This window comes from Streptomyces sp. WM6378, assembly GCF_001279695.1.
GTDB lineage: Bacteria > Actinomycetota > Actinomycetes > Streptomycetales > Streptomycetaceae > Streptomyces.
In genome coordinates, this window is the sequence record NZ_LGDD01000121.1 from 79,851 (window position 1) to 105,938 (window position 26,088).

Annotated in this window: 28 protein-coding genes; 11 read left to right on the forward strand and 17 right to left on the reverse strand. The window is 71.0% G+C overall.

Translation table 11 applies throughout. From position 1 onward, the window contains the following. Positions 1-48: 48 nt before the first annotated feature. A complete protein-coding gene (gene gcl / locus ADK54_RS13250; RefSeq protein WP_053725808.1) occupies positions 49-1,830 on the reverse strand; it encodes a glyoxylate carboligase in 1,782 nt (593 codons plus the stop codon). Positions 1,831-2,124: 294 nt separating this feature from the next. Between gcl and ADK54_RS13255 the strand changes: the two genes are divergently transcribed. After that, a complete protein-coding gene (locus ADK54_RS13255; protein ID WP_053725809.1) occupies positions 2,125-2,820 on the forward strand; it encodes a hypothetical protein in 696 nt (231 codons plus the stop codon). Here ADK54_RS13255 and ADK54_RS13260 read toward each other — a convergent pair whose 3' ends face one another. Next, positions 2,821-4,428, reverse strand: coding sequence for an AMP-binding protein (locus ADK54_RS13260; protein WP_053725810.1), 1,608 nt, complete (start codon positions 4,426-4,428; stop codon positions 2,821-2,823). It abuts the gene before it with no gap. A 456-nt stretch (positions 4,429-4,884) separates the two neighbouring features. Further along, positions 4,885-5,667, reverse strand: coding sequence for a TetR/AcrR family transcriptional regulator (locus tag ADK54_RS13265; RefSeq protein WP_234392037.1), 783 nt, complete (start codon positions 5,665-5,667; stop codon positions 4,885-4,887). 171 nt (positions 5,668-5,838) lie between these two features. Between ADK54_RS13265 and ADK54_RS13270 the strand changes: the two genes are divergently transcribed. Further along, positions 5,839-7,044 carry an IS701 family transposase gene (locus tag ADK54_RS13270; RefSeq protein WP_420717301.1) on the forward strand — a complete coding sequence of 402 codons (1,206 nt, stop codon included), beginning with the start codon at positions 5,839-5,841 and terminating at the stop codon, positions 7,042-7,044. A gap of 74 nt (positions 7,045-7,118) precedes the next feature. Here the strand turns inward: ADK54_RS13270 and ADK54_RS13275 are convergent, their stop codons facing one another. From ADK54_RS13275 to ADK54_RS13290, 4 genes are all read right to left on the reverse strand, one after another. Beyond that, entirely contained in the window at positions 7,119-8,270 is a 1,152-nt protein-coding gene (locus ADK54_RS13275; protein WP_199826948.1) for an MFS transporter, read from the reverse strand. Positions 8,271-8,459: 189 nt separating this feature from the next. Continuing rightward, positions 8,460-9,230: an SDR family NAD(P)-dependent oxidoreductase gene (locus ADK54_RS13280; RefSeq protein WP_234392038.1), complete on the reverse strand. Its 771-nt coding sequence runs from the start codon at positions 9,228-9,230 to the stop codon at positions 8,460-8,462. Between the two features lie 95 nt (positions 9,231-9,325). Next, complete coding sequence (locus ADK54_RS13285; RefSeq protein WP_234392039.1) at positions 9,326-10,270, reverse strand: NAD(P)H-binding protein; 945 nt, start codon at positions 10,268-10,270, stop codon at positions 9,326-9,328. After that, positions 10,267-10,890 carry a ScbR family autoregulator-binding transcription factor gene (locus ADK54_RS13290; protein WP_053725812.1) on the reverse strand — a complete coding sequence of 208 codons (624 nt, stop codon included), beginning with the start codon at positions 10,888-10,890 and terminating at the stop codon, positions 10,267-10,269. The genes ADK54_RS13285 and ADK54_RS13290 overlap by 4 nt, the downstream gene beginning before the upstream one ends. A 368-nt stretch (positions 10,891-11,258) precedes the next feature. Between ADK54_RS13290 and ADK54_RS13295 the strand changes: the two genes are divergently transcribed. Then, positions 11,259-12,200 carry a ScbA/BarX family gamma-butyrolactone biosynthesis protein gene (locus ADK54_RS13295; protein WP_053725813.1) on the forward strand — a complete coding sequence of 314 codons (942 nt, stop codon included), beginning with the start codon at positions 11,259-11,261 and terminating at the stop codon, positions 12,198-12,200. A gap of 108 nt (positions 12,201-12,308) precedes the next feature. Here the strand turns inward: ADK54_RS13295 and ADK54_RS13300 are convergent, their stop codons facing one another. Together ADK54_RS13300 and ADK54_RS13305 are read right to left on the reverse strand one after the other, a co-directional pair. Next, on the reverse strand, positions 12,309-13,850 hold the full coding sequence (locus ADK54_RS13300; protein ID WP_053725814.1) for an AMP-binding protein: 1,542 nt from the start codon (positions 13,848-13,850) through the stop codon (positions 12,309-12,311). A 126-nt stretch (positions 13,851-13,976) separates the two neighbouring features. After that, positions 13,977-14,792, reverse strand: a complete 816-nt coding sequence (locus ADK54_RS13305; protein ID WP_053725852.1) for a helix-turn-helix domain-containing protein — start codon at positions 14,790-14,792, stop codon at positions 13,977-13,979. A gap of 63 nt (positions 14,793-14,855) precedes the next feature. On the opposite strand from ADK54_RS13305, the gene ADK54_RS13310 reads away from it, so the two are divergent. Then, entirely contained in the window at positions 14,856-16,082 is a 1,227-nt protein-coding gene (locus ADK54_RS13310; protein WP_063801963.1) for an MFS transporter, read from the forward strand. Between the two features lie 17 nt (positions 16,083-16,099). On the opposite strand, the gene dmpI is transcribed toward ADK54_RS13310, so the two are convergent. Beyond that, a complete protein-coding gene (gene dmpI / locus ADK54_RS13315) occupies positions 16,100-16,282 on the reverse strand; it encodes a 4-oxalocrotonate tautomerase DmpI (RefSeq protein ID WP_053725815.1) in 183 nt (60 codons plus the stop codon). 137 nt (positions 16,283-16,419) lie between these two features. Beyond that, positions 16,420-17,316, reverse strand: coding sequence for a LysR family transcriptional regulator (locus ADK54_RS13320; RefSeq protein WP_053725816.1), 897 nt, complete (start codon positions 17,314-17,316; stop codon positions 16,420-16,422). Between the two features lie 138 nt (positions 17,317-17,454). Between ADK54_RS13320 and ADK54_RS13325 the strand changes: the two genes are divergently transcribed. Continuing rightward, positions 17,455-18,114, forward strand: coding sequence for a LysE family translocator (locus ADK54_RS13325; RefSeq protein WP_053725817.1), 660 nt, complete (start codon positions 17,455-17,457; stop codon positions 18,112-18,114). 285 nt (positions 18,115-18,399) lie between these two features. Then, the gene (locus ADK54_RS13330; RefSeq protein WP_053725818.1) at positions 18,400-18,750 is read left to right on the forward strand and encodes an SAV_915 family protein; all 351 of its coding nucleotides are present in this window, start codon (positions 18,400-18,402) and stop codon (positions 18,748-18,750) included. Positions 18,751-18,756: 6 nt separating this feature from the next. Here ADK54_RS13330 and ADK54_RS13335 read toward each other — a convergent pair whose 3' ends face one another. After that, positions 18,757-19,899, reverse strand: coding sequence for a winged helix DNA-binding domain-containing protein (locus tag ADK54_RS13335; RefSeq protein WP_053725853.1), 1,143 nt, complete (start codon positions 19,897-19,899; stop codon positions 18,757-18,759). A 219-nt stretch (positions 19,900-20,118) separates the two neighbouring features. Here ADK54_RS13335 and ADK54_RS13340 point away from each other — a divergent pair, with 219 nt between their 5' ends. Next, entirely contained in the window at positions 20,119-21,297 is a 1,179-nt protein-coding gene (locus ADK54_RS13340; protein ID WP_053725819.1) for a magnesium and cobalt transport protein CorA, read from the forward strand. Positions 21,298-21,834: 537 nt separating this feature from the next. Here ADK54_RS13340 and ADK54_RS47435 read toward each other — a convergent pair. The 3 genes from ADK54_RS47435 to ADK54_RS13350 form a co-directional block, all read right to left on the reverse strand. Further along, complete coding sequence (locus ADK54_RS47435; RefSeq protein WP_053725820.1) at positions 21,835-22,194, reverse strand: ANTAR domain-containing protein; 360 nt, start codon at positions 22,192-22,194, stop codon at positions 21,835-21,837. A gap of 274 nt (positions 22,195-22,468) precedes the next feature. Further along, positions 22,469-22,636 (reverse strand): hypothetical protein, encoded by a 168-nt coding sequence (locus ADK54_RS46730; RefSeq protein ID WP_199826943.1) that lies wholly within the window; start codon positions 22,634-22,636, stop codon positions 22,469-22,471. Between the two features lie 33 nt (positions 22,637-22,669). Next, positions 22,670-23,026: a PRC-barrel domain-containing protein gene (locus ADK54_RS13350; protein WP_053725821.1), complete on the reverse strand. Its 357-nt coding sequence runs from the start codon at positions 23,024-23,026 to the stop codon at positions 22,670-22,672. Between the two features lie 307 nt (positions 23,027-23,333). Here ADK54_RS13350 and ADK54_RS13355 point away from each other — a divergent pair, with 307 nt between their 5' ends. From ADK54_RS13355 to ADK54_RS13365, 4 genes are all read left to right on the forward strand, one after another. After that, positions 23,334-23,501: a hypothetical protein gene (locus ADK54_RS13355; protein ID WP_053725822.1), complete on the forward strand. Its 168-nt coding sequence runs from the start codon at positions 23,334-23,336 to the stop codon at positions 23,499-23,501. A 91-nt stretch (positions 23,502-23,592) separates the two neighbouring features. Next, positions 23,593-23,766 carry a CsbD family protein gene (locus ADK54_RS42650; RefSeq protein WP_063801964.1) on the forward strand — a complete coding sequence of 58 codons (174 nt, stop codon included), beginning with the start codon at positions 23,593-23,595 and terminating at the stop codon, positions 23,764-23,766. 52 nt (positions 23,767-23,818) lie between these two features. Beyond that, a complete protein-coding gene (locus ADK54_RS13360) occupies positions 23,819-24,181 on the forward strand; it encodes a PRC-barrel domain-containing protein (RefSeq protein WP_053725823.1) in 363 nt (120 codons plus the stop codon). A gap of 203 nt (positions 24,182-24,384) precedes the next feature. Next, positions 24,385-25,239: a hypothetical protein gene (locus ADK54_RS13365; RefSeq protein WP_159047742.1), complete on the forward strand. Its 855-nt coding sequence runs from the start codon at positions 24,385-24,387 to the stop codon at positions 25,237-25,239. Between the two features lie 9 nt (positions 25,240-25,248). Here ADK54_RS13365 and ADK54_RS13370 read toward each other — a convergent pair whose 3' ends face one another. After that, complete coding sequence (locus ADK54_RS13370) at positions 25,249-25,653, reverse strand: DUF1003 domain-containing protein (protein WP_053725825.1); 405 nt, start codon at positions 25,651-25,653, stop codon at positions 25,249-25,251. Between the two features lie 149 nt (positions 25,654-25,802). Continuing rightward, complete coding sequence (locus tag ADK54_RS45905; protein ID WP_159047743.1) at positions 25,803-25,979, reverse strand: hypothetical protein; 177 nt, start codon at positions 25,977-25,979, stop codon at positions 25,803-25,805. Between the last annotated feature and the right edge of the window lie 109 nt (positions 25,980-26,088).

Consider the following 26,088-nt stretch of genomic DNA (forward strand, 5'->3'; position numbering starts at 1 on the left):
CCCCCGCTCCCCAGTGCGGGGGAACGGGGGCCGGACCGTTTGGGTGGCTCAGGAGGCCTGGAGGGGGCGGATCGCCGTCGGGGCGTGGCCCGGCTCGGTCGCGATCTCCTCGAACTCCTTGACCGCGCTGATGTCGGACGTCGGGCTCATCGAGATGTTCGTGACCCGCTCCAGGATCGCCTCGACGACGACCGGGACGCGGAACTCGGCGGCCAGCTTCTTGGCCTCCTCGAACGCGGGCAGCAGCTGGTCCGGCTCGGTGACGCGGATCGCCTTGCAGCCCAGGCCCTCGACGACCTTGACGTGGTCGACGCCGTAGACGCCCAGCTCCGGAGAGTTGATGTTCTCGAACTCCAGGTTGACCTGGAAGTTGATGTCCAGACCGGTCTGCGCCTGACGGATCAGACCCAGGTAGGCGTTGTTCACGAGAACGTGGACGTACGGGATCTTGTGCTGTGCACCGACCGCCAGCTCCTCCAGCATGAACTGGAAGTCGTAGTCGCCGGACAGGGCGACGACCGGGGTCTCCGGGTCGGCGGTGGCGGCACCCAGTGCGGCCGGGATGGTCCAGCCGAGAGGGCCGGCCTGGCCGCAGTTGATCCAGTGGCGCGGCTTGTAGACGTGCAGCATCTGCGCGCCGGCGATCTGGGAGAGGCCGATGGTGGTGACGTAGCGCGTCTCGGGGCCGAACGCGCGGTTCATCTCCTCGTAGACCCGCTGCGGCTTCATCGGCACGTTGTCGAAGTGCGTGCGGCGCAGCAGCGTCGACTTGCGCTCCAGGTGGGAGGCGACCCAGGCCGAGCGGTCGGGCAGCTTGCCGGCGGCCTTCAGCTCCTTGGCGACCTCGACGAAGAGCTCCAGGGCGACCTTCGCGTCGGAGGCGATGCCGTAGTCCGGGGCGAAGATCTTGCCGATCTGGGTGGGCTCGATGTCGACGTGGACGAACTTGCGGCCCTGGGTGTAGACGTCGAGCTTGTAGCCGGTGTGGCGGTTGGCCCAGCGGTTGCCGATGCCCAGGACGAAGTCCGACTCCAGGAACGTGGCGTTGCCGTAGCGGTGCGCGGTCTGCTGGCCGACCATGCCCGCGTTCAGCTCGTGGTCGTCCGGGATGGTGCCCCAGCCCATGAGGGTCGGGACGACCGGCGTGTTGGTGATCTCCGCGAACTCGACCAGGAGGTCGGAGGCGTCCGCGTTGATGATGCCGCCGCCGGCGACGATCAGCGGGCGCTCGGACTCCAGGAGGAAGGTGATGGCCTTCTCGATCTGGGCGCGGGTCGCGGCCGGCTTGTAGACCGGCAGCGGCTCGTAGGTGTCCGGGTCGAAGTCGATCTCGGTGAGCTGGACGTCGATGGGCAGGTCGATGAGGACCGGGCCCGGACGGCCGGAGCGCATCAGGTGGAAGGCCTGCTGGAAGACGCCGGGGACCTGCGCGGCCTCCAGGACGGTCGTCGCGGCCTTGGTGACCGGCCCGGCGATCGAGGCGATGTCGACCGCCTGGAAGTCCTCCTTGTGGATCACCGCGACCGGGGCCTGGCCGGTGATGCAGAGGATCGGGATCGAGTCGCCGATCGCGGAGTACAGGCCGGTGATCATGTCGGTGCCCGCGGGGCCCGACGTGCCGATGCAGACACCGATGTTGCCCGGGTTGGAGCGCGTGTAGCCCTCCGCCATGTGGGAGGCGCCTTCGACGTGGCGGGCGAGCGTGTGGTCGATGCCACCGCCCTCCTTGAGCGCCTTGTAGAAGGGGTTGATCGCCGCGCCCGGCACACCGAAGGCGTGGCTGACGCCTTCGAGCTTGAGGATCTCAACTGCCGCTCGGGCAGCGGTCATACGAGGCATGGGGTGCTCCTGCTTCGGCCGGCGGACTCGGCTCCGACGGGCCGCCTGGCCGCGCCACCTTCGAGCCTTATTCCGTAATGCGGAAGTTTCATTCTGCTATGTGGAAGCAATGTAGGACGGGTTCGCCAGCGCGTCAAGGGAGGACCGGGATGCGCGAATGGGCCACGCCGCGGTCGCGGTTGATGGACCATGGACCGCGGAGCCCCCGGGCAGGCCGCGCCGGGGGGCCGAGTCCGGCGTGGAGCGGAACCCGTTCAAGTCGCGTCGTCATGGAGGTGGGGGCGGATGAACGGTGACGGCGTACCGGTGCGCTGCCCGACCTGTCGGCGCGATCACCTCTATGTGCCGCCGGCCTACCCCTGCGTCTGCGGTGCCCCGCTCGCGCCGCCCATCCAGCGGGGCGCCGCGCCCTCGCCGATCACGCACCGCACCTGGACGGACGCCTGGGTCACGGTCCGGTGCCGGGCGTGCGGGCGGCAGAGCCAGTGGCCGCAGCCCGAGCTCGGCTGCTCCTGCGGCTGTGTCCTCAGGGTGCCGGTGCGGCCCGTGACGGCGCCGCCGGCGCCCGCGCAGGTCCCACAGCCGTCGGCGGCACGGGCCCGCACGGCGTTCCGGCCACTCACGATCCGTACCGCGAGGGACGCGGTGACCGCGGCCGGGCTCTACCTGACCTGGCTCGGCTTCAGCGACATACTGCAGGCCGAGCCGCCCCCGGCCTCCGGCATCGACCTGCGCGGCCGGGGCCTGGTGGCCCAGGTCGACCCGTCGACGCGGCCCGCCTCACTGAAGGCCGTCGAGTGCCTGTGGCTGCACGGGATGACCGCGTCCGCGCGCAGCGTCCACTTCTCGCTCGCCGGGTACGCGCAGGACGCCAGGGCGCGCGCCGACCAGCTGCGCGTCCCGCTGTTCGTCCTGGACCTGACGGGCACGCCGCAGCCGGTGAACGACGCGGCTCAGGAGCTCGTCACGACGGGTGCCTGATCAGGCGCCGTAGCCCTCCCGCAGCTCCACCTTGCGGACCTTGCCGCTCACCGTCATCGGGAACGCTTCGAGGATCCGCAGGTGGCGGGGGATCTTGTAGTGGGCCAGTTGCTCGCGGCAGTACGCGGTGACCTCGTCCAGGGTGGGCGGGTCCGCCGGGTCGCGCGGGATGACGCAGGCCAGGATCTCCTCGCCGTACTTCGCGTCGGACACCCCGACCACCTGCACGTCGGCGATCTTGGGATGCCGGTACAGGAACTCCTCGATCTCGCGCGGATACACGTTCTCGCCGCCCCGGATGATCATGTCCTTGATGCGGCCGACGATCTCGACGTAGCCGTCCTCGCGCATCACCGCGAGATCGCCGGTGTGCATCCAGCGCCCCGCGTCGATGGTCTCGGCGGTCCGCTCCGGCTCGTCCCAGTAGCCGAGCATCACGCTGTAGCCGCGGGTGCGCAGCTCACCCGGCTCGCCGCGCGGGACGGTGACGCCGCTCGCCGGGTCGACGACCTTCACCTCGACGTGCGGCATGACCCGGCCGACGGTGCCGGTGCGCCGCTCCAGGTCGTCGTCGGTACGGGTCTGCGTGGACACCGGGGAGGTCTCGGTCATGCCGTAGCAGATGGACACCTCGGCCATGTGCATCTCGGCGACCACCCGCTTCATGACCTCCGCGGGGCACGGCGAGCCCGCCATGATCCCGGTACGCAGCGAGGAGAGGTCGTACGCTGCGAAGCCGGGCAGGTTGAGCTCGGCGATGAACATGGTGGGCACCCCGTACAGCGAGGTGCAGCGCTCCTGCTCGACGGCCCGCAGCGTCGCCTCCGGGTCGAAGGACGCGGCCGGGATCACCATGCAGGCGCCGTGCGAGGTGGCCGCCAGATTGCCCATGACCATGCCGAAGCAGTGGTAGAAGGGCACCGGGATGCAGATCCGGTCGGCCTCGGTGTAGGAGAGCAACTCTCCGACGAAATAACCGTTGTTGAGGACGTTGTGGTGAGAGAGCGTGGCCCCCTTCGGGAAGCCGGTCGTGCCCGAGGTGTACTGGATGTTCACCGGGTCGTCGCAGGACAGCCCGGCCTCGCGGGCCGCCAGTTCCGCGCGCGGCCGCCCGACCCCGTCGGCCATGAGGCGGCCCCATCCCGGGTCGCCGATGAACACGGCCCGCCGCAACGCCGGGCAGTTGCCGCGCACTTGCTCGACCATCGCCCGGTAGTCGCTCGACTTGTGGGACAGCGAGGCGAAGAGCACCGAGATCCCGGCCTGGCGCAGCACGTACTCCAACTCGTGCACCCGGTAGGCCGGGTTGATGTTGACCATGACCGCGCCGATCCGCGCGGTGGCGTACTGGACGAGCACCCACTCGGGGCAGTTCACCGCCCAGATCCCGACCCGGTCCCCCTTGGCGACCCCGGTGGCGAGCAGCGCACAGGCCAACTGCTCGACGTCCGCGCCGAATTGGGCGTACGTCCAGCGCCGTCCGGAGGCGATGTCGACGAGCGCCTCACGCTCCCCGTACGCCTGGACCGCGCGGTCCAGGTTGCCGCCGATCGTGTCGCCGAGCAGGGCGGTACCGCTCACCCCGTGGGCGTACGAGTCAGTCACCATCGCAGCGCGCCTCACTTCCTCAACCGTGACTCCCAGCATGCCCCGACCAGCCCTGACCTGCCTAGGCTTGCGCGTGTGGAAGATCGACTCGGTGGGTGTCCTGCTCGTCGAACCGGCTGGGGGCGACCGGCGGGGAGCCGCCCGGTGGGGCGCACCGTCCGGCCGGGGCTGACGGCCGGACGGGGGATGGCCATCCGTCAGGCGCTCGGCAGGACGGTGCACCCCGGCTTGTCGGGTGCGTTGGAGGGGCACCGGCGAGGCGTTCCCGGGGGATCGTGGACCGGGCCCACGATCCGTTCCGGGTGACTTCGCGGGCACCATCTTGCCGGGGCCGCACGAGGGCGCACATACGGACTTCAATAAGTCGCCGCGGACTGTGCTTCCCCCACCCTCTTCCCCTCGGAAACCGGCGCCCACCTACCCCGTTACGTCAACTGGGGCTCGGATTCGGGCCGTTCAATCGTGTTCGCTCCGCTCCGAGCGGGGCGGCCCGGTGGCGGAGGCCCCGTACAGAACGATGTCCCACAGCTCGGCGAGCCGGCCGATGGCATCCGTGGACGCTTCGGCGCCGGGGTCCGGCCCGGCGTGGGCGCGCAGGCGGAGTTGGGCGTCCACGCCCGTGACGAGGCTGACGGCGAGCGCCGTCACCGACTCCGGATCCACCGAGTGGCTCAACTGGCCCTCGTTTCGCGCCTGTTCGACGAGGCTGCGCAGTTCGGGCAGCCATGCGGCCGTCCAGTCGGCTGCCTCGCGCGGACGCTCCCGGGTCAGCCGGGCGGCGGCGCGGACCTCGGTCTGCTCCTCCAGGAGCCGGGCGACCGCCAACAGCACGGCCCGCGCCAGACGCAGCGGCGAGGCGGGGAGCACGAGGACCTGGGTCACGGCGGCCCGGGTCATCGCGCTCCCCCGAGCCTGGAGTTCGTCGGCCAGGGCGGTCTTGGCCGGGAAGTGGAACGTGAGGGCACCCAGCGAGATCCCGGCCGCGGCGCAGATGCGGACCAGCGACGTGCCGGCATAGCCGCCTCTGTCCATTTCGACGGCGGCCGCACGGATCACGGCGGCGCGGGTGCGGGCCGCGCGCAGCTGTTTCACCACGGCCGCCGCCCGGTGCGGTGCCCGGGACAACAGTGCGCCGCGGGCGCACCCGCGGAGCAAGAGGGGGGCGGGCAGCCGGGCCGGCCGCCCGGCCGGCACCTCCTCGTCGCCGCGCGCCATCGGGTGCCTATCAACCTCGAACACCTTTCTCCGCACCGACCTGCACAAGACGGACACCTTCCCCGGCCGAAGCGCTCGGCGGCAACGCCGACTTGCCGAAGTCGCGGCGGGGATCGCCCCGCCCGGCCATAAACAGAAATAGCGTTCGCTATATTTTGAGGTCCTGCCGGCCGCCGACGTTCAAAGGGATCCACCGTGGCTTTATCGCATCGAGCAGTCCTGCCGCAGCCTCAGCACGCGGACGACCGCATGACCGACTTCACGGGATTCACGCAGGACGTGTTCGGTCATCTGCCCCGCGTCGACCAACGCCGGTGGGCCGACGCCTACTTGTGCGGGCTGCTCACGGCCCCGGGCAAGAAGACGGTCTCGCGGCTGGCCAAGGGGGCCTGTCTGCCTCGCGGCGCGGCGCAGGCGCTGCAGCAGTTCATCAGCGCCAGCCCGTGGGACTGGAGCGCGGCGCGCGAGTCGCTGGCCCGCAAGGCGGCCGTACGGCTGCCCGGCCACAGCTGGACGGTCGGCACGACGCTGGTGGAGAAGCGCGGTGAGCACTCGGTCGGTGTGCACAGGCGCTTCGTGCCCGAGGCCGGCCGGACCGTCAACTGCCAAGTGGGGATAGGGCTGTTCCTCACCTCCGGATCGGAGAGCGTCCCCGTCGAGTGGTCCCTGTTGATGGACGAAGCCTGGTGCGGCGACGAGGTGCGCAGACGCCGGGCCAGGGTCCCCGACGCCGTACGGGCGAAGCCGGCGTGGGCTCATGTCCTGGAGCTGGCCGACCGGCTGGCCGCGTTGAAGGTGTCCGGCCCGGCTCCACTGGTGATCGACCGGCACTGCGCCCTCGATGCCGCTCGCCTCGCGGCCCATCTCCAGCTGCGCGAGCGGGACTTCGTCCTTGAGGTACGTCCCGACCAGCCCGTGCTGCCCGCGCCGCATGCGGCCATCGGCATCGGCACCTTGCCCGGACCGGACCGGCCGGTGAGCGCGCGGCAGTTCATGCGGGAGGGCGGGGCACGCCACCCGTCCGTCATCGACGTGGAGCAGGGCGGCCGGACACGGCGCGTCCAGGTGTTCTCCGCGCCGGTCCGGCTGCCCGGCACTTCCCCGGCCGCGCCCAGCACCGGGCGCGTCCACCGGCTGATCGCCGAGCAGTTCTCGGCGGGGCGCCGCCCGGCCCGGTTCTGGCTCACCAGCCTCGGCGACCGCCGGACGGACGAGGTGCTCTCGCTGCTGCGCGGGCCCTCGCTGACCCACGCCACCACGCAGCGCCTTGAGGACGACTTCGGGCTCCTCGACTTCGAGGGGCGCTCCTACCCCGGCTGGCACCACCACATGACGATGTCGTCCGCGGCCTATCTCTACCACCGCCTCCAGCACTGCGCGCGGCAGCCCGCCCGCCTGTGACCCGGCGGGCCCGGGGAGCCCCGGCACCGCGCCCGCGAGCTTCCGGGCGAACGAACCCGCCCCCTCGCCCCCTCTCAGGAGGCACTGCCGCGCTCGGCGGGGAATCCGTGGGCGCGGGCGGCCAGGACCACGACGAGGACCGGCGCGAGCAGGACCAGGATGCTCCAGGGGAAGGAGGTCGAGCCCAGTAGGTTCAGGAGGATGCCGCCGACGATGCCGCCACCGGCCATCGCCACGTTCCACAGCGTCACCAGCATGGCCTGCGCGGCGTCCGCGTGCTCACCGCCCGCGTCACCGACGGCGGTCTGGAGCAGCGTCGGGGCGCCGCCCCAGCCGAGCCCCCAGAGGGTGACGGCGACGTACACCATGGCGGTGCTGTCCGAGAGGACGGCGAGGACGGCGGCCCCGATGGCGATCAGCACGGTGCTCGCGATCATCAGCGCACGCAGCCGGCGGTTGATCTGCGCTCCGACCACCCAGATGCTCACCAGCGAGGCCGCGCCGAACACCAGGAGCACCAGGTCGGTGGAGCTGCCCATGCCCAGCTGGTCGAGGAAGGTCGAGATGAACGTGTAGAGGATGGTGTGGGCCAGCACGAAGACCAGAGTGACGAACAGGACCGGGGTGACTCCGGGGACCTTCAGCGCCGCGGCCATCGGGGTCCTGCCGCTCCGGGCCTGGCCGGGGTAGTCCGGGACCATGGCGCCGATCCAGCCGAGCAGGACCACGGTGAGCCCGGTCATGACCAGGAAGGCGACCTGCCAGTTGACGGCCTTGCCCAGGAAGGTGCCGGCCGGGACACCCAGGGAGAGGGCGACCGGGATACCGGCCATCGCGATGGCGATCGCCTTGCCCTGGAGGTGCGCCGGCGCCATGCGGCGGGCGTATCCGGCGAGGAGCGCCCAGGCCAGACCGGCGGCCACCCCTGCGACGAACCGGGCCACCATCGTCACCGAGTAGGTGCCCGAGAGGGCGGTCACCGTGTTGGCCACGGCGAACCCCGCCATCGACGCCAGGAGCAGCCGCTTGCGCCGCCAGGCCGCCGTCGCCGCGGTCAGCGGGATCGCGGTGAGGGCCGTACCGATGGCGTAGATCGTGATCGTCTGGCCGGTCGCGGACTCGCTGACACGCAGGTCCGCACTCATCGCGGGCAGCAGACCCGCGGGCAGCGTTTCGGTCAGGCTCGTGATGAAGACCGCCGTGGCCAGCGCGAGGAGCGCGAGCATGGGCAGTTTCCGGTCGCTCTGGTTCTTGATTCCGACATGGGGGTCACGGGCATCAACTGGGGTCTGCTGCTCACTGATTGACATGGTGTGAATGCTCGAACCTTCACACCTATGTGAGGGTCAACGAGGAGTGGCGTGAGGTGGGTCACATGCCGTTCGGAGAGCCGGGAATTCCGCCGCCGGAGGCGGTTACGCCGCGGTCCACCCGCCGTCCACCGGCATGGCCGCGCCGGTGACGAACGTGGCGCGGTCGCTGCACAGCCAGGCGGCGGCCTGGGCGATCTCCACCGGGTCGGCCATCCGGCGCTGGACCGAGCGGGCCACGAAGCTCTCCTCCAGTTCCGGGGTCCCGGCCAGCACCTCCTCCATCAGCTCGCTGCGGGTGCTGCCCACCACCAGTGCGTTGACCCGGATCCCCTGCCGTCCGTAGTCGGCGGCGGCCGCCCGGGTCAGCCCCAACACGGCGTGTTTGGCGGCCACATACGCAGCCGATGCCCCTGTGGCCTGGAGGCCCGCCACGCTGGAGGTGTTCACGATGGAGCCGCCCCCCGCGTCGAGCATGGCGGGGATCTGGTGATGCAGGCAGTTCCACACCCCGCGCACGTTCACGTCCATGGTCCGGTCGAAGATCGCGGTGTCCGTCTCGTGCAGTGGTGTGCCCGCCGTGGCCCAGCCCGCGTTGTTGAACGCCCCGTCCAGCCGGCCGAACCGGCCCACCGCGGCCTTGACCGCCTTGGCCACGTCCTCTTCGCTGACCACGTCACCGGGGGCGGTCTCGGCCTTGCCGCCCGCCTCGACTATGTCGTGAGCGAGCGCGTCCAGCCGGTCCGCGCGGCGCGCCATCAGGACCACCGCGGCCCCTTCCGCCGCGAACAGCCGCGCCGCGGCCTCCCCGATGCCACTGGAGGCCCCCGTGATCAGAACGGTCCTGCCCGCGAGCATGCCGTGCGCTTCGGTCATGGTGCTTCTTCCCTCCCGGTGCCGGTTTCCCGGCCGGTACGTATGTGTGGGTGCGTGTGGGGCGGCCGCTTCTCGTGCGGCTCGCGCGCGGCAGCTCAGCGGAACGCCGCCGCGTGGCGGGATGCCCAGGCCCTGAAGGTGCCCGGGGGCCGGCCGGTGGCCTCCCGGACGCCATCGGTGACCTGTTCCTTCGCGCCCGCCGCCTGCCGTTCGGCGCTGGCCAGCAGGGCGCGGGCCAGGGGCTCCCCCAGCCTGTCCCGCCATCCCCGCAACGCCTGATCCGGCGTCAACTCCTCGTAGCAGACGGGCTGTTGGAGAGACTCGCCCAGTTGGTCCGCCTGCTCGCGCACGCTCAGCGCCTGCTGTCCGGTCAGCGCGTGGATCCGGCCCGCCTGGCCGCGGACGACCAGGGACCGGACGGCGGCCCGTGCCACGTCCTGCGGGTCGACGCAGGAGTTGCGCGAGGTTCCGTACAGCGCCCGCACCACTCCCTCCTTGCGCACCCCGGCGGCCCAGCCGAGGGCGTTGGACATGAACGCCCTCGGCCGCAGCAGCGTCCAGGTCAGGCCCGAGGCCCTGACCCGCTCCTCCGATTCGCGCTGCCAGCAGGTGATCCGGTCCTGGGCCAGCGGGTCGCACACCGCGGCTGCGGACAGCTTCACCACATGCCGAACTCCGCCCGCCCTGGCGGCGGCCAGCGCGTTCGCATCGTGCGTGGGGTTCAGCGGGTCGAACGTGACGAGCAGGAGGGCGTCCGCCCCCTCCATCGCGTGACGCAGCGTGGCGGGATCTCCTAGGTCCGCGCCCACGATGTGGCCGGCCACCCCCTGCCGGGCGGCCCGTGCCGGGTCCCGGGTCAGCGAACGTACGTCATGGTTCGGCGCCAGGAGACGGGCCACCTCGCCGCCCACGGTGCCGGCCGCCCCGGTGACCACGACACGCATGCGCCGCGTCTCGCCGAAGGCGGCGTCGCCGTCCAACTCGCCGTCGGCGCCCAGGGTTTCCCGGATGTCATCCGGCCACAAGTTCCGTTCACTCACGAGACCTGACCCCGCTCCGCGTCCAGGCTGATACGGCGCGCGGCACTGGGCACGGCCATTCCGGGGAGCAGCAGTTCCCACATCCGTACGGTGCGCTCGACGAGGTCCTCGCGGCCGTTCACCAGGTTCGCGTACAGCTGGATTCCCGTACACGCGCCGACCACGAACTCGGCGACGTCCTCAAGCACCACTCCCGGCATGAGTTCCTTGTCGCTCTCGGCGTCGGCCAGGCACTTGACCATGATCTCGCGCCACTCCAGGAACGTGGAGGCGTCGTGCATGCCGAAACTGCCCTGCTCAACGGCGAGTCGGACGCCTGCGCGCAGCAGCGGGTCGACGCGCAGCCGGTGCGCCCAGACCAGGGTGATGTCGACAAGTCGCTGTAGTCCACGCGAGTTGAGGTGTGGCTCTATCGTGTGCTTCTGCGCGTTCATCACCGCGACGGCGAGGTCCTCCTTCGACTTGAAGTGGAAATACATCGCCCCCGCCGTGAGCCCGGCCCGCGCGAGGATGTGGTTGATCAGCGCCGCCGCGTAGCCCTTCTCGTCGAACTCCTCCGCCGCGGCTCGCAGGAGCAACTCGCGGGTCCGCACCGCTCGCTCCTGTCTGATTTCCGCCATCGCTTCGCTCCCGAATTGGGTTCGACAAGAATAGAGAACGCCTTTTATATTATCGGCCATCGGTACGACGGTCCATCGATCTCGCGGACGCATCGACCGTTTCGGCTTGTGCCCGGGGGGTCGCATGACGTCGGGAATCCAGCGCGCGCCCACCGCTTCGTGCCGGTCACCTGCCGACCCGGTGCGCCCCGTCAGATCCTGCCCGGCGTGGCAGCAGTTGCCCCATCTCCTGCCTCAACTCGCGGTCTTGGCACGTCAGTTACTCCGGTTCGGCCATTCCAGTACGGCGCGTCCCTTCACCCCACGCACCCCCACCCCTGAGCCCGTCGTCGGCGCCCGCGCCGGCCGGCCGGCTGTGAGGAGTACCCATGCCGCCACTGCCCGCATGCCCCGCACTCCCCGTCTCCGCGGTCCCCAGAGAGCTGGTCCACAAGACGAATCCGGACGAGGTGCTGCTGACCGGTTGGCACCGCACCGCGCCCGACGCCTTCACCTTGACCGCCCGCTGGCCAGAGGGCCACCCCTTCTACGAGGTGCGCCACGGCCTGCACGACCCGCTGATCCTGAGCGAGACGATCCGGCAGATCTTCCCCCTGCTCTCGCACGCCGCGTACGAAGTGCCGTTCGGGCACCACCTGTTGTGGGAGCACTACCGCTTCAAGCTGCACCCCGCCGCCCTGGACGCCGCGTTACTTCCGCCCACTGTGGACCTGCACGTCACCTGCCTGGAGGCGGTCCGGCGCGGCCGGCGCACCACCGCCCTGACGCTGCTCATCCAGGCCTTCCGCGGCGGCATCCCGCTGGCCACCGCCCGCACCCGCTTCACCATCCAGACGCCGACCGTCTACCGCCGCCTGCGCGCCCGGTACGCCGACGCCCATATGTGGCCCACGCCCCAACTCACCCTCCCCGTACCGCCCACACGTGTGGCCCGCACCCATGCCCGCGACGTGGTTCTGTCACCCAGCCGCACCCCGCACCGCCATCAGCTCCGGCTCGACCCCCGGCATCCCGTGCTCTTCGACCACCCGGTCGACCACGTGCCGGGCATGCTGCTCCTGGAGGCGGCCCACCAGGCGGCCCACCATCTGCACCACCCCGAGCCGGTCATTCCCCTGGCCATGGACTGCCTGTTCCACCGCTACCTCGAACTCCACACGCCCTGCTGGATCGACACCCGGCAGCTCCCCCCGGACGCGCAAGGCCGTCCCCGCACGACCTTCACGTTCCACCAGAACAACACCCCGCACTTCACCACCACCCTCACCCACCAGCGCCTCGACTCCGCGAGCAGCACCTGGCGCGGGTGACCGGTGGGCCCACTCTCATCGCACGGCCTTCCACGCAGAACCGGCCGCTCCGAGGGTGCACGGAGCGGCCGGGTTCGCACGCGTACGCCAACTCGCGTATGACAGACGTCAGTTGATGCCGCGGTCGAGACCGGACCAGTACGGCTCGCGGAGCTTGAACTTCTGGATCTTGCCGGTGGCCGTCCGCGGGATGGCCTCGCGGAACTCGACCGAGGTCGGTGCCTTGTAGCGGGCGAGGCGCTCCTTGCAGTACGCGATGATGTCTGCCTCCGTCACCGAGGCACCTTCCGCCAGGACGACCAGCGCCTTGATCGTCTCACCCCACTTGTCGTGCGGCACACCGATGACGGCGACCTCGGCGACCGCCGGGTGACTGAAGATGGCGTCCTCCACCTCGATCGAGGACACGTTCTCACCGCCCGTGATGATGACGTCCTTCTTGCGGTCCGAGATCGTCAGGGAGCCGTCGCTCTCGTCGATCGTGCCGCCGTCACCGGTGTGGAACCAGCCGTCCTCCAGCGCTGCCGCGGTCTCCTCGGGCTTCTCCCAATAGCCGTCGAGCACCACGTTGGAGCGGGCGAGCACCTCGCCGGAGTCGGACACCTTCAGCCGGACGCCGAGCGCGGGCACGCCGGCCCGGGACAGATTGCGCGCCCGCTCGGCGGACGGCAGTTCCACCTCGGCGGGCCCGGCCCGGTTCATGGTGAGCAGCGGGGACGTCTCGGTGAGCCCGTAGATCTGGGTGAACTCCCAGCCCAGCTCATCGTCCATCCGCTGGATCATGCGGGTCGGCGGGGGCGCCCCCGCGCAGACGACCCGCACGCGGTCGCGGCCCGGGATCTCGCCCTGCCACGTCGCCGCCGCGTCCAGGACCATGTTCCACACCGCGGGCGCCCCGCACATCAGCGTGACCCCGTGCTCCTCCACCCGGCGCAGGATCTCGGCGCCGTCCACCTTGCGCAGCACGACCTGTTTGACGCCGAGTCCGGCCATCACGTACGGCATGCCCCAGCCGTTGCAGTGGAACATCGGCAGGGTGTGCATGTAGACGTCACCCTCCCAGGCCCGGGTGTGCAGTCCGAACGTCAGGCCGTTGACCCAGATGTTGCGGTGGGTGAGCTGAACCCCCTTGGGGCGGGCGGTGGTTCCGGACGTGTAGTTGATCGTGGCCGTCGCGTCCTCGTCGGGGTGGGACCACGGGCGCGGCGCCACGCCGAACCGCATCAGTTCGTTCTCGGTCTGCTCGCCGAGCACGAACCGGTGGCGGGCCTTGACGGCGGACAGCGCGTCGTCCACCTCCGGGTCGATGAGCAGCACCGAGGCCCCGCTCTGCCGCACCACGTACTCGATCTCCTCCGGCTTGAGCCGGAAGTTGACCGGCACGCAGATCCGGCCGCTCATCGGCACCGCGAACAACAGCTCCAGCATGCGTGCCGAGTTGTGGCTGACCACCGCCACGCGCTCGCCCTCGCCGACGCCGAGCGCGTCGAGCCCCGCCTGCCAGGCGCGCACCCGCTCGGCGACCCGCCCATAGGTGAGGTCCCGCACGGGTGGGCCCGGCTGGTCCGGCTCGTCGACGACGCCGGTACTGGAGGAGAACCCCAGCTCTGCCCGGTCGAGGAAGTCCGAGACCGTCATCGGAATCCGCATCGCTCTTCTCTCCTGTATCCGCAACATCAGCAACAGCTGTCAAGTGGGGAGTCTGGTACCTACCGACGCCCGCAGCGGCCGAAACCCCGAATTGACCTGCTGGAACCGCCGATCGAGGCCGGCCCTTCAGCGCAGCCGGCGCAGGGCCGCCTCGGAGCCGGGGCCGTCCGGCAGATAGGCGAGGAAGTGGTGGCCTGGTTCGTCGACCGCGGCGAGCTTGACCGAGCGAAGGCGCAGCTCGCCCACCGCCGGGTGCCGGAAGTGCTTGACGGCCGGGCGGAAGGCGGCGGTCTCCCGCTCGTCGAGCCAGCGCGCGGCGCGGGGATCCGCGCGGATCGCCTCGATGATCTCGGCGTACCGGGGATCGTCGGGATGGCGGGCGGCCCGCGCCCTGAACTGGCCGAGCAGCGAACGGGCTTCGGCCTCCCAGTCGGCGAGCAGCGTCCGGCACGGCGGCCAGCGGAACACCAGCCACAGCATGTTGCGCCGCTTGGGCGGCAGCCGGGCGAGATCGGTCAGGAGGGCCGCGTACGAGGCGTTCCACGCGAGCAGGTCCCAGTGCGGGTCGATGACCATCGCGGGGTGCGGAAGCATCGCGTCGACCAGGGAGCGCAGGTTCGGCGAGACCCAGCTGGCCGGGGCGGCGCTCGGCGGCGGCACGTCCTCGACGAATGACAGGACGTGCGCGGTCTCGGCCGCGTCAAGACGAAGCGCCCGCGCGACGGATCGCAGCACCTGCTCGGAGGTGCGCACCCGGCCCTGCTCCAGCCACGCGTACCAGGAGGCGCTGATTCCGGCGGATTCGGCGACTTCGGCGCGGCGCAGGCCGGGGGTGCGGCGGCGGGGCGCGGCCGGCAGTCCGAGGGCGTCCGGGGTCAGACGCTCGCGGCGCGAGCGCAGGAACGCGCCGAGTTCCGCGCGGGGGTCCGGTGAGTGCGTCACGGTGTGAGTGATGGTAATCGGCTGAGCCCACACAGCCGTTGGCACCCCTGCTGAGCTGGGGGCATGACCACTTCACCGCCCCGTGGGGGGCTGCTCTGCGCCGCCGGGTTCGTCAGCAACTTCGACCGTTTCTCCATCGCGCCGATGCTGGTGCTCATCGGCTCCGCGTTCGGTGTGCCGCTCGGCACGGCCGCGCTCGCCGCGAGCGCGTACACCCTCGGTTACGGGCTCGCACAGCCCGCCTGGGGGATGGCGAGCGACCGGTTCGGCAGAGTGCGGGTGATGCGCCTGTCGCTCGCGGCGTCCGCGGCCGGAGCACTCGCGTCCGCGGCGGCGCCGGGGGCCGGGTCCCTCGTCGCGGCGCGGGGATTCACGGGGGCGTGCTTCGCGGCCGCCATCGCGGGCTCGCTGACGTACGTGGGTGACACGGTCGCGCCCGACGGACGGCAGCGGGCGCTCGGCACACTGATGACGGCGTTCGCGCTCGGCACCGCCCTTGCCACCGTCGTCGCCGGGGCGCTGGCGCACTGGGTGAGCTGGCGCCTGGTGTTCGCGCTGCCCGGACTGCTCGCCGGGTATCTGGCGCTCGCCCTGCACCGCCTGCCCGAACCGGTGCTCGCGCCTCGCGCGGGCGGCGCCCTGCGCACCGTCCTGCGCTCGCGCTGGCAGTGGTACGTGATGGGGGTGGCCCTCCTCGAAGGAGGCGTGCTGCTCGGCTGCTTCACCTATCTGCCGCCCGCCCTGGAGTCGCTCGGCGCGGGCCCGGCGACCGCGGGCGCGGTGGCGGCGCTGTACGGGGTGGCGGCGATGGGCGGAGCCCAGGTGGTGCGGCGGCTCGCGGGCCGGCTCGGTCCGGTCGCGCTGATCGTGGCGGGCGGCGTCCAGCTGACCCTGGCGTACGCCGTCGCCGCCCTGTACCCGTCCCTGGTGACGCTCGGGCTGAGCGCGCTGCTGCTCGGCGGTGGCTGGGCGTTCCTGCACTCGACGGTGCAGGCGTGGGCGACCCTGCTCGTGCCGACCGCCCGCGCGACCGGGGTCGCCTTCTTCGGCGTCGCCCTCTACCTGGGCAGCGCCCTGGGCACGGGACTGGCCGCCGGATCAGCCCAACTGGGCCGATTCCAGGGCCTGTTCGGGGTGGCGGCCGTCGCCTCCGTACCGCTGACGGCCCTCGCGGCGTACGGCCGACGTCGTTACGGGGACGGCGGCCCGCCACGCCGGGAGGGTGCCCGGCGGGCGGCGGGCCTGCGGCCGTCCGACCCCCGTACGGACGGCCCGGCCCGGCGGCGGTGAACCGGGGGTGTGCGTGGCTACTTGTCGGCGGTCAGCGTGCCCGCCGCGCCCCAGCTGTCCGTGGGGACCTCGTGGATCCACACCTGGACGGTCTCGGCCGGGATCCTGTACGCGTCGACGAAGGCGTCGGTGACGCGCTTGACCAGTTCGCGCTTGAGCTCGACATCGCGGGGACCTTGCTGAATGGTGACGATGGGCATGGCCAACTCCTTGGTGGGCGGCGGCTTCCCGGCCTTTCCGGGTCGCTCACCGGCGTGCCGCCAGTCCATCGGATCTGCCGGGCCCGGCCAAGAAGCAGACCGCGACCACAGCGATCAGCTTTCGTGATCGTTACTGGTCACGGGCTTGTGGTCGAGGACGTCATGGAGGTCTTCATGGAGGTTGAGCACGCCTTCAGGAGCAGCTCGACGGTGGCCGGTATGTGGTCGGCACCCACTGCCAGACCAGTGGGCAGTGCGAGGCCGGGGGCGCGTACCGGGCGGAAGGCGACCCGGGGGCTGTGCAGCACGCGGGCATGGGCCGCGTACACCACGGTCCACAACTGGCCGAGTCCGATGGTGGCCAGGGTGTCCTGGAGCGAGCCGCCGACCGGGCCCGGTACCGGCTCGAAGCCCGCGGCGTGGCAGGCGCCCACGACGAGGTCGACGAGCGCGGGGTTGTTGCGCCGGGCAGTGATGCACAGGGGAAGCGCGGCCAGGTCCGAGAGCGCTATCTCGTCCTGGTTCGCGAGCGGATGCGCCGCGGGGAGGGCCACGACCAGCGGGTCTTCCCACAGGGGCAGGACGCGCAGGCCCGGCGCGGGCTGCGGCGAGCGGACGAACGCGGCATCGAGCCGCCCGTCGGCGACCTGGGCCAGGCGGTCGCGGGTGGGCGCGGAGACCAGCTCGACGGCCGTGCCCGGGGCGATCTCGGCGAACGCGCCGAGCACCCGGTCGAGGTGTTCGCCGAGCCCGGCGCTGGTGCCGAGCCGCAGGGTGGTGCGCTCGCGGACGGCGGCCCGGGCCCGCTCGGCAGCGGCCAGGACCTCGCGCGCCTCGGGCAGCAGCCGCTCCCCCGCCCCGGTGAGCCGCACGTGCCGGGGCGAGCGGTCGAAGAGGTCGGCCCCCAACTCCCTTTCAAGGCGCCGCACTTGCTGACTGACCGCCGACTGGACGATGTGCAGCCGCTCGGCGGCCCGCCCGAAGTGAAGTTCCTCGGCGACGGTGACGAAGTAGCTGAGCTGCCGCAGTTCCATGCGGGGACTGTATCCAGGCGGTTGGCGGCCTTTCCCGTGCGGGCGGCGGGGCGGCCGGGCCCGACGGTATGGGCGTGGGCCACGTATGGGATGTCCATGCCCTGGGCGCGCGGCACACAGGTGAGGTTGAATGACAAAATGGTGTCCACCGATCGCTTCCTCGCCTTCGCCGCGATGTCCCTCCTTGTGATCGTGATCCCGGGACCGAGCGTGCTGTTCGTGATCGGCCGCGCCCTCGCGCACGGCCGCCGCACCGCGCTCGCGACGGTTCTGGGCAACGTGCTGGGCTCGTACGTGCTGGTGGTCGCGGTGGCGCTCGGCATCGGCGCGCTGGTGGAGCGTTCGGCGTCGGTGTTCATGGCGGTGAAGCTGGCGGGCGCCGCGTATCTCGTGCTGCTCGGGGTGCAGGCGTACCGGCACCGCAAGGACATGCGGCTCGGGGTGGCGGCCATCGGCGAGACCGTGGCCGCGGTCCGGCCGGCCCACGGCGATCTGCGGACCGTCGCGGACGGCGTCCTGGTGGGCGTCACCAACCCGAAGGGCATCGTGTTCTTCGCGGCGGTGCTTCCGCAATTCGTGGACCACACGGCCGGGCACCTGCCCTCCCAGATGTTGCTGCTCGGCCTGATCCCCATCACCATCGGCCTGATCACGGACACCCTGTGGGGCCTGGGCGCCGCGGCGGCGCGCGGCTGGTTCGCCCGCTCCGAACGGCGCCTCTCGCTGATCGGCGGCGCGGGCGGCTTCGCGATGATCGGGCTCGGCGTGACGGTCGCGGCGACGGGGCGGGCCGACTGACGCGCTCGGGCCGGCTGGGCCCACGGCCCACCGAGGGCTCGGGTGGCGGCGGGCCGCCCGAGCGCGGTCCGCCGCCACCCGGTGGGATGAAGTTGTCGTACGGGGCCGCCGCCACCCGGTCGGCCGACCCTCCCGCGCCGACCTGCGCCAGGAGGGCGTCAAAATCCGGGGCGTCGAGGTCAATGCCGCGTCATGGCGCGAGAACGGGCCGGTGCCGGGGGCATAACTTCGGGTGTACGGGCGCATGACGCGTACGGCATCCACACTTCCGCACCGGAGGACACCATGGACAGCCTCACCATCGAGGACGCCGACCCCGAAGAACGCCGCCCGGCAGGGCCGCTGTACGTGCCGGTTCGGCTCGGCTCTGCCGGAGGACACCAACTGCGCTTCCTACGCGACGAGTTCGGCGCACGCACCGCCGTCGGATTCACCAGCCCGGACCGGCTCAACGCCGTCCTGGGCGGCGACCAGAGCTGGATCCGGCTCGCCGAACCCGCCCTGCGGGCGCTGTCGGCACCGCTCGGCGTGACCTTGGTGACGGTCGACCCGCTGCTCGCCCCGCCCGCCCCACGCAGGCGGCCCGGCCAGAGCGCGGCCGCCTGCGCCCGCCGGGACCACGCGCTGAGCCACTAGCTCTTCTCATCTCCGGCTCACGAACTCACCGAACCGTACGTCGTAAGAGGTGGCCGAGGTCATGTCGGCGAGCAGCCGCGCACCCTCCTCGGCCACCGCGGCGCGCTGGGCCCTGCCGAGCGCGCCGAACAGCTGAACCGTGAGGAGAGTGGGGGTGCCCTTCCGCTCCTCGATCCGCCAGATCCCGGCGAGGAAGCCGTCGACGAGCAGGGTGCAGTGGGCCTGGTTGCCGGTCCAGCTGCGGCCCTTGTACTCGGGCGGAACGACCCGGCCGCGGTCGGCGTGCGAGAGCAGCAGGTTGTCGAACTCGGGCAGGAAACGCGGCGGCGCCAGGGTGTCCTCGTCCGGCCGGACGGCGTCCGGCAGGTCGAAGAGTTCGACACCGTTCTCGTCCCGGAACACCGCGAGCCGGGGCCGCAGCCGCTCGAAGGCGGCGCCGAGCCGGGTGAGCCCGGACCAGGTCTGCATGTCCTTGACCGAGGCGGGCCCGAACGCGCCGAGGTAGCGCAGCACCGTCTCGTCGACCGCGGGCACGGGCCGGGGCGAGCGGCCGAGCCAGTGCTCGACGCTGGTGAGCGCGACCGGCCCGCTGCGGCCCCACACCCCGCGCGGGGTGACCTGGACCAGCGGGACCACGCAGCGGGCGGCGAGGGACAGCGCCAGGGGGTCCGCGTCGGGCCACACCGCCAGGAGTTCCTCGCGCAGCTCCTTCATGGTGTGCGGCCGCTCCTCGACCAGCGTGCGGACGATCCCGCCGAGGCGCTCCAGGTCGACCCCGGCGAGACCCTTGCGGAAGGTGTTCAGCTCCCGGTCCCGGGCGGCCTGCACGAGCGGGCGCAGCGTGAGCGCGTCGTCGGCGGTGTGCGTGTGGATGGTGGACCGCAGGGTGACGATCCGCACCACCTCGCGGGCCTCCATCAGCTCCGAGAGTGCCTGCGGCCGGAATCCGGCGAGCCGCGACCAGAGGGCGAAGTACGGCGGCTTCACGTTCTGCGCCTGGAGCCCGAGGAGGTGAGCGACGGCGTCCTTGGCGGAGAAGGCGTCGCTGCGCCGCAGCAACAGCTGGCGGTCGAGGGTGGCGCGGTTGAGGGCGCGGCGCGAGAGGACGGGGTGGTCGTGCCGCGCGCTGGTACCGGTCTTGGAAGCCATGCCGAGCACGGTACTCACCCAAGAGGACAGATCCTGTCCGCATTGCCTCCCGAAGGGGGACGGCCCCCTCCGGACCACCGGGCCAGTGCCATTTGAGCCGTATATCCTGCCCAGAGGCATTCACCGGAGGCATTCGGAGATGTCCCGGGCCATTCCGAGGGCATACAGGCGAACGTTTCGACCGCCCGCCGGGCCGGTTGCAGAGCGGGAGATGAGATCGTGCCCGAGCGACGGGGCCGCCCCGCGCGGCCGCCGAAGAAGCACTCCTGGCGCAGGCAGCCCCCCGCCGGCGCCCCGGCCGTCGCCGAGCCCGCACCTCCCACGGCCGACGACGGGAAGTCCGCCCCCGGCGACGTACCGGCGGGGAACGGGCGGGCCGGCAGCATCGTCCAGTCCGCCCTGTACCGCGACGGCCGGCACATCGCCTCGCCGGGCTCCCTGGCCGAGACGTTCCGCCAGCTGCGGGAGACCCCCGAGGGCATGGCCTGGATCGGCCTGCAACGCCCGTCGGAGTCCGAACTCCTTTCGCTGGCCGGCGAGTTCGATCTGCACGAGCTGGCCGTGGAGGACGCTCTGGAGGCCCACCAGCGCCCGAAGCTGGAGCGCTACGGGGAGACCCTCTTCGTGGTGCTGCGCGCGGCCCGCTACCTGGACGCCCCCGAGGAGGTGGACTTCGGCGAGCTCCACGTCTTCGTGGGCCGGGACTTCGTCATCACGGTCCGCCACGGCGCGGCCCCCGACCTCTCCGCGGTCCGCCGCCGCATGGAGGAGGACCCCGACCTGCTGGCGCTGGGCCCGGAAGCGGTTTTGTACGCCATCCTGGACGCGGTCGTGGACGGGTACGCGCCGGTCGTGGCGGGTGTGCAGAACGACATCGACGAGATCGAGACGGAGGTCTTCCGCGGCGACCCGGAGGTATCCCGCCGCATCTACGAACTCTCCCGGGAAATGGTCGAGTTCCAGCGCGCCACCCGCCCCCTGGTCGGCATGCTGCACGCCCTGATGGCAGGCTTCGCGAAGTACGGCACGGACGAGGAACTCCAGCGCTACCTCCGCGACGTCGCCGACCACGTGACCCACATCAGCGAACGAGTGGACGGCTTCCGCCAGGCCCTGACCGACATCCTCACGGTCAACGCGACGCTGGTGACGCAGCAACAGAACGCGGAAATGCGGGCGTTGGCGGAGGCGGGCTTCGAGCAGAACGAGGAGATCAAGAAGATCTCGTCGTGGGCGGCGATTCTCTTTGCACCCACGTTGGTGGGGACTATTTACGGGATGAACTTCGAGGCTATGCCCGAGCTGAGGTGGACGTTCGGGTATCCGTTCGCGATTCTGCTGATGGCGGTGGTGTGCGTGAGCCTGTACTTCATCTTCAAGCGGCGGCATTGGCTATAGCCAGCAGCGCGAATCCTCTGCGCCGGCTTCATGTCGGAACAACACGGACAGCCCCGTCCTCTTGCCGTCCCGCCATCTCGTGCGGATGGACCACGACCTCGGTGATCGCGAAGACGTGACCGGATGCGGTGAGCTGCTCGATGTTGTGGCAGTGGTCCGTGGAATCCGCGCCACCAGGTGCCGTCGCGTCGTACGGGGACAGGCATGGCGGCGCTCCCGATCTGGGCGTGCGTGCGAGGGGAGGGATCAACGTCCGTTCCGACGGCTCGAGTTCCGGGCCCGGTCATCGTCGATTCCGTCGAGGGATGCGCCGGACGGTCCGCTTCCGGCGGGCATCGTGGCCAACTGCCGTGTTGCCGCCGGGGTCTGGGACGTCTCTTCAGCAGCATAGCCCCGGAACGTACCGGCGGCGGAGCGGAGGTCCCGGGTTTGAGGACCGGGCGGCGGGCTACTCGCCCGGATGTCCGACAGGCATGCCGGGACGAAGGGCGCCGGCGGGTTGAAGACACAGCCCCCGGCGTCGCACCGCAAGCGGCCTCACGCCCGCTCCGCCGGCCTGCAGCGGCGCAGTGCAAGACGCAGCGCGCGGCGCAGCGCGGTGGGAAGCGGCTCGCCCTCCGAGGTGGCGACCAGGGCGGTCGCCACATCACGGAGCTTGACGTTGGAGTGCTGCGACACGTCGACCAGTACGTCCCATGCCTTGCCACACGAACACGGCGCGAGAGCCATCACCATGCCGCGCGCCTGGTCGATCGCGGCGCGGCTGTCCAGTGCCCGGCGCAACTGGGCACACTGGAGGCGCAGTTCGAGGACTTCCGCAGTCAGCGCGGCGTCCCTCGCCGAGGCGAGGGGCACGGCGGAATGCTGTTCCTCGTGGATCGCGATCGCCTCGTACACGGTGCACCCCCTGGCGCGGTCACCTGTGATGCTCGCGGTCCTAGTGGCCACGGAACCCGGAGTCGTCACCGCGGTCCCACCACGATCACGGCGGGACTCCCGGACGTGGACCGGATCATCGCCGCCGGGGACTGGGGCCTCGCCCGACAGCGTAGCCCTGCCCCATGTTGCGGACACCTGCCGATGTCGGCTCGGCATCTGTTCAGACCTCATCGAACTCCGGGTGGACCGGCCCGGATCGAGATCGGGAAAGAGTCGGGGGCCGCACGTACGGTCAGCGCACCCGGCGTCGGCCGGAGCGGCGCCAGCGCGCGGCGAGATGGACGAGCGCGCCGGCGAACAGCACGATCGCGATGAACAGCAGATACAGCAGTCCGTGCGCGAGCACGCCGATGACGCCGAGCACGATCGCCGCGATGACCAGGAGCAGGAAGAAGACCATGACGCGGATGCCTCCTCGGCCGGTGCAGGCGCTCTATCGGCGGGCGAGCTGCCGCTCACCGCCGGCACCGGGTTGGTAGGTCAGGCCGTAGTGCGCGAAGACCGCCTCTTCGTCCTCGGCGGGCAGCACGTCGTCCGTGCCGATCGCCGGGCACTTCTTCACCAGCGCCTTTTCGTAGGCGACCTTCACATAGCCCGGCCCGACGATCGCGTCGTCCAGGGGTACGAAGACCAGGCGGTGCCGCGTGGGCAGACCGACCTGCACCGTGGCCATCGCCGGCTCATCGGTACGGGTGTCCACATAGACCGCCTCCAACGAGCCGATCCTGTGCCCGTCCGGGTCGACGACGCCCTGAGTACGCCACTCACGGATATCCGCAGCCTGGATCATCCTCAGCCCCTACGCCCTCGACGGTGACTCCGGGTTCACTACTCAAGTCTGCTCCCGCCCGTCCACCTGCACCATAGGACGGGAGATCAAGCGAAGGCGTCCGCCAGGTCCGTCACAGCGCCACAAACCGCGGTGCCCGCGATGCCGGCGTCACTGAGCCATTGACAGGGCATGCGGCGCGGCGTTGAGTGGCGGACAGGGCGCCGGGCCATGACGCTCCGGGAATTCCGGGCGCGGCCTCCCGCCACTCGCTTCGCCGAGACCCCGCGGAACGCAGAGTGCACTCCTGCGAACCGGAGGTTCGGCCGTGCTTCTCTGGATCGTTCTGATCGTGCTGGCCCTGGCGTTGTTCGGGTTCGGCTTCACGATGCACGTCCTGTGGTACGTCGCCGCGGTGCTGCTGGTTCTGTGGGTCATCGGATTCTTCATGCGCGGCCGTATGGGCTCGGGCCGCTCCGCCGGCAGCCACCGCTGACCCCCGCCTGCCCGTCCCCTCGTCTGCGGGACGGGCGGCCCGCGCCGGGAGACTCCTCCCGGCGCCTCACCGAACGAGAAGAGGGACCCTCATGGGCCTCGCCGACAAACTCAGGAACAGCGCCCAGTCGCTCACCGGGCGGCTGAAGGAAGGCACCGGCCGAGCCGTCGGCAACAGGCGGCTCAGGAGGAAGGGCCGCCGTGAACAGGCCGCCGGCGACCTGAAGCAGGCCGGAGAGAAGGCCAAGGACAGCTTCCGGCACTGAACACCGATCCAGCGTCCCACTCACCCAGAACCATTCGCGAAGGAGCACCTCCGTGGACGAGAACGTGTGGGCATACCGGCCCGTGGCCGCCTATCAGTCCGGCATGGATCTGACCGGCTTCAAGGTCGAGGCGAGTGACGGCAGCATCGGCAAGGTCGACAAGCACTCCGAGGACGTCGGCGCCGCGTACATCGTCGTCGACACCGGAACATGGATCTTCGGCAAGGAGGTCCTCCTGCCCGCCGGGGTCGTGGTACGCGTCGACCCGAAGGAAAAGAAGATCTACGTCGACCGCACCAAGGACCAGATCAAGAGCGCCCCCGAGTTCGACAAGGAGAAGCACCTCGGCAACCCGGACTACCACCAGCAGGTGGGCACCTACTACGCGCACCCGCGTCCGCGACCGATGATGTAGGGCGACCGGCCTCCCCGCCAAAACCATGCTCCGGGTGCCCGGCCCCACTGGCCGGGCACCTGCCGTCGGCCGGGCAGGCAGCGCTGGGGTCCTTCCCGCCGGCCTTGGAGGTGCAGCATGGAGAGAGGTGAGAATCCCAGCTCCCCCGGGTGCAGCTCCAGGAGCTGCACCGCGCTGAGCTTCGCAGTCGGGACGGAACGCAGATGCCTGTTCAGAGGTATACGGCACAGGAAATCGTCCGCAAGAACGTGCAGCGGAAGGCCACCGGGATGACCCGCGAGCAGGTGGCGGCGGAGACCAGGACGGCGCAAGGCTGGGAGCGCGGGACCGAGCGGGGCCCGCAGGAGCTGGGAGGGCTGGAGCCGGGGCGGCTGGAGTCGCTGCGGCTGGCGCGGTGGAAGCATACGGAGTGGCGCCGGATCAGTTCTGTGATGGCCGAGGAGGCGATGGACCTCTACGCGCCGGAGCGTGATTCCAGGGTCCAGGAGTTGGAGCTGCGGCGTCTGGAGAGGGTGGCGGCCGAGGCCGAGGCGGCGGAGCGGGAGGGGCGGGGGCCGGTCAAGGTCGAGGAGAACCGGGTCTACCGGGTCGTGGCGGAACGCATCAGCGCCTCCCTGCCCGGTGTCTCGTCCATCACCGTGCACCTGGAGGCGCCGTCGGTGGCCGAGGCCGCAATGTTCGCCCTGCGGGAGAATGAACGGGAGGGCGGACTGTACGGAGTCGGCCGGTACCGGATCATCCGCGTGGAAGAGGACCTGCTCGGCGCCGATGGCGAGCTGGAGGCACTGCGGGCCTTCGTCCAGCGTGCGGCGCGCTCGGCCCGCGCCCACAGCACCGCGCGCCGCCGGGCCCTGGAGGCGCTCGGGGAAGCCGGGAACCTGTGCAACGCCACCACGATCCACTCCCCCTCCGGGGTCAGGGTCACCTGCACCCGGGAAGCCGGCCACTACAACCCGCAGGACCCACCCGCCCGCGGCCGCCCGGGCGGATGGCACATCGCGGACACCACCACATGGACCGACGACGAAGCGGAGTCCACCCCGCACCGACCGGCCTGACCCCCGGCCTTACCGCTGCTCGGGTTCCGCCATCAGTCGGCGGTGGAGTTCGGCGGTCATCGTGTGGATGGCCCGGGTCAGCTCGGTGTTGGTCTTGAGCTCCAGTTCCTGCTCGACGAAGTCGTGATCGGCTTTGGCCTGCTGGAACTCTGCCTGCCGATTCTGGCCGATCATGACGAACGTCGACAGGAAGATCGCTTCCAGGGACACGACGAGGGTCAGCGTGGGCCACGGGCTGGACTCCACGAACAGCATCCAGACCGCGAAGCCGACCGCGTGGAGATACACGAACGTCATCGAGCCTGCGAACTTGGTGATCGCATCAGCGATGCGCAGCTGGATGTCACCGGCACGGCTGGATTGATGGGCGACGACGACCGGGTGGTGCCGCGTCGCGCTGTCGGGTTCGCTCATCCGCTCCTGCCCGCTTCCCTGAGTCGACGCTGCCGTCGCACCCGATGGCGCTCGATGATGTCAGACAGTCCGAGGGACAGTCTGCGTGTGCTCCTCGGACGGTGCACGGGATAAGCCGAACTAGTCGCCCTGGTAGGCCAGTTGGACGGCTATCCGGCCCGCAGCGGCCAGGCGGCAGCCACCGCGCCGGGCAGGGGCGGGCAGTGCTGCACGATGCCGCGGACGTGGCCGATGTTCCCGCAGTCCCCGTGCAGCGCCTTGCCCTCGTCGGTGGCGGAAGAGGCCGAAGACCACCACCGCGGCGCCGAGCACCCACCACAGGGCATTCACGAATCCGAGACCGAGGAGGGCCATGACCAGAAGAACGAGCAGCGCGATCACGGCGGGCCTCCGGACGCGGAACGGATCATCGCAACCGGGGACCGGGGCCTGACT

Bases quoted from the DNA above. Each gene is read 5' to 3' on its own strand.
- ADK54_RS13260 (WP_053725810.1), bottom strand. From the start codon at position 4,428: ATGGTGACTGACTCGTACGCCCACGGGGTGAGCGGTACCGCCCTGCTC.
- ADK54_RS13280 (WP_234392038.1), bottom strand. From the start codon at position 9,230: ATGACCGAAGCGCACGGCATGCTCGCGGGCAGGACCGTTCTGATCACG.
- gcl (WP_053725808.1), bottom strand. From the start codon at position 1,830: ATGACCGCTGCCCGAGCGGCAGTTGAGATCCTCAAGCTCGAAGGCGTC.
- ADK54_RS13275 (WP_199826948.1), bottom strand. From the start codon at position 8,270: ATGCTCGCGCTCCTCGCGCTGGCCACGGCGGTCTTCATCACGAGCCTG.
- ADK54_RS13330 (WP_053725818.1), top strand. From the start codon at position 18,400: ATGGACAGCCTCACCATCGAGGACGCCGACCCCGAAGAACGCCGCCCG.
- ADK54_RS45905 (WP_159047743.1), bottom strand. From the start codon at position 25,979: ATGCCCTGTGGTGGGTGCTCGGCGCCGCGGTGGTGGTCTTCGGCCTCT.
- ADK54_RS13325 (WP_053725817.1), top strand. From the start codon at position 17,455: ATGGTGTCCACCGATCGCTTCCTCGCCTTCGCCGCGATGTCCCTCCTT.
- ADK54_RS13350 (WP_053725821.1), bottom strand. From the start codon at position 23,026: ATGATCCAGGCTGCGGATATCCGTGAGTGGCGTACTCAGGGCGTCGTC.
- ADK54_RS13370 (WP_053725825.1), bottom strand. From the start codon at position 25,653: ATGAGCGAACCCGACAGCGCGACGCGGCACCACCCGGTCGTCGTCGCC.
- ADK54_RS13365 (WP_159047742.1), top strand. From the start codon at position 24,385: ATGCCTGTTCAGAGGTATACGGCACAGGAAATCGTCCGCAAGAACGTG.
- ADK54_RS42650 (WP_063801964.1), top strand. From the start codon at position 23,593: ATGGGCCTCGCCGACAAACTCAGGAACAGCGCCCAGTCGCTCACCGGG.
- ADK54_RS13335 (WP_053725853.1), bottom strand. From the start codon at position 19,899: ATGGCTTCCAAGACCGGTACCAGCGCGCGGCACGACCACCCCGTCCTC.
- dmpI (WP_053725815.1), bottom strand. From the start codon at position 16,282: ATGCCCATCGTCACCATTCAGCAAGGTCCCCGCGATGTCGAGCTCAAG.
- ADK54_RS13300 (WP_053725814.1), bottom strand. From the start codon at position 13,850: ATGCGGATTCCGATGACGGTCTCGGACTTCCTCGACCGGGCAGAGCTG.
- ADK54_RS13255 (WP_053725809.1), top strand. From the start codon at position 2,125: ATGAACGGTGACGGCGTACCGGTGCGCTGCCCGACCTGTCGGCGCGAT.
- ADK54_RS13320 (WP_053725816.1), bottom strand. From the start codon at position 17,316: ATGGAACTGCGGCAGCTCAGCTACTTCGTCACCGTCGCCGAGGAACTT.
- ADK54_RS13290 (WP_053725812.1), bottom strand. From the start codon at position 10,890: ATGGCGGAAATCAGACAGGAGCGAGCGGTGCGGACCCGCGAGTTGCTC.
- ADK54_RS13295 (WP_053725813.1), top strand. From the start codon at position 11,259: ATGCCGCCACTGCCCGCATGCCCCGCACTCCCCGTCTCCGCGGTCCCC.
- ADK54_RS13310 (WP_063801963.1), top strand. From the start codon at position 14,856: ATGACCACTTCACCGCCCCGTGGGGGGCTGCTCTGCGCCGCCGGGTTC.
- ADK54_RS46730 (WP_199826943.1), bottom strand. From the start codon at position 22,636: ATGGTCTTCTTCCTGCTCCTGGTCATCGCGGCGATCGTGCTCGGCGTC.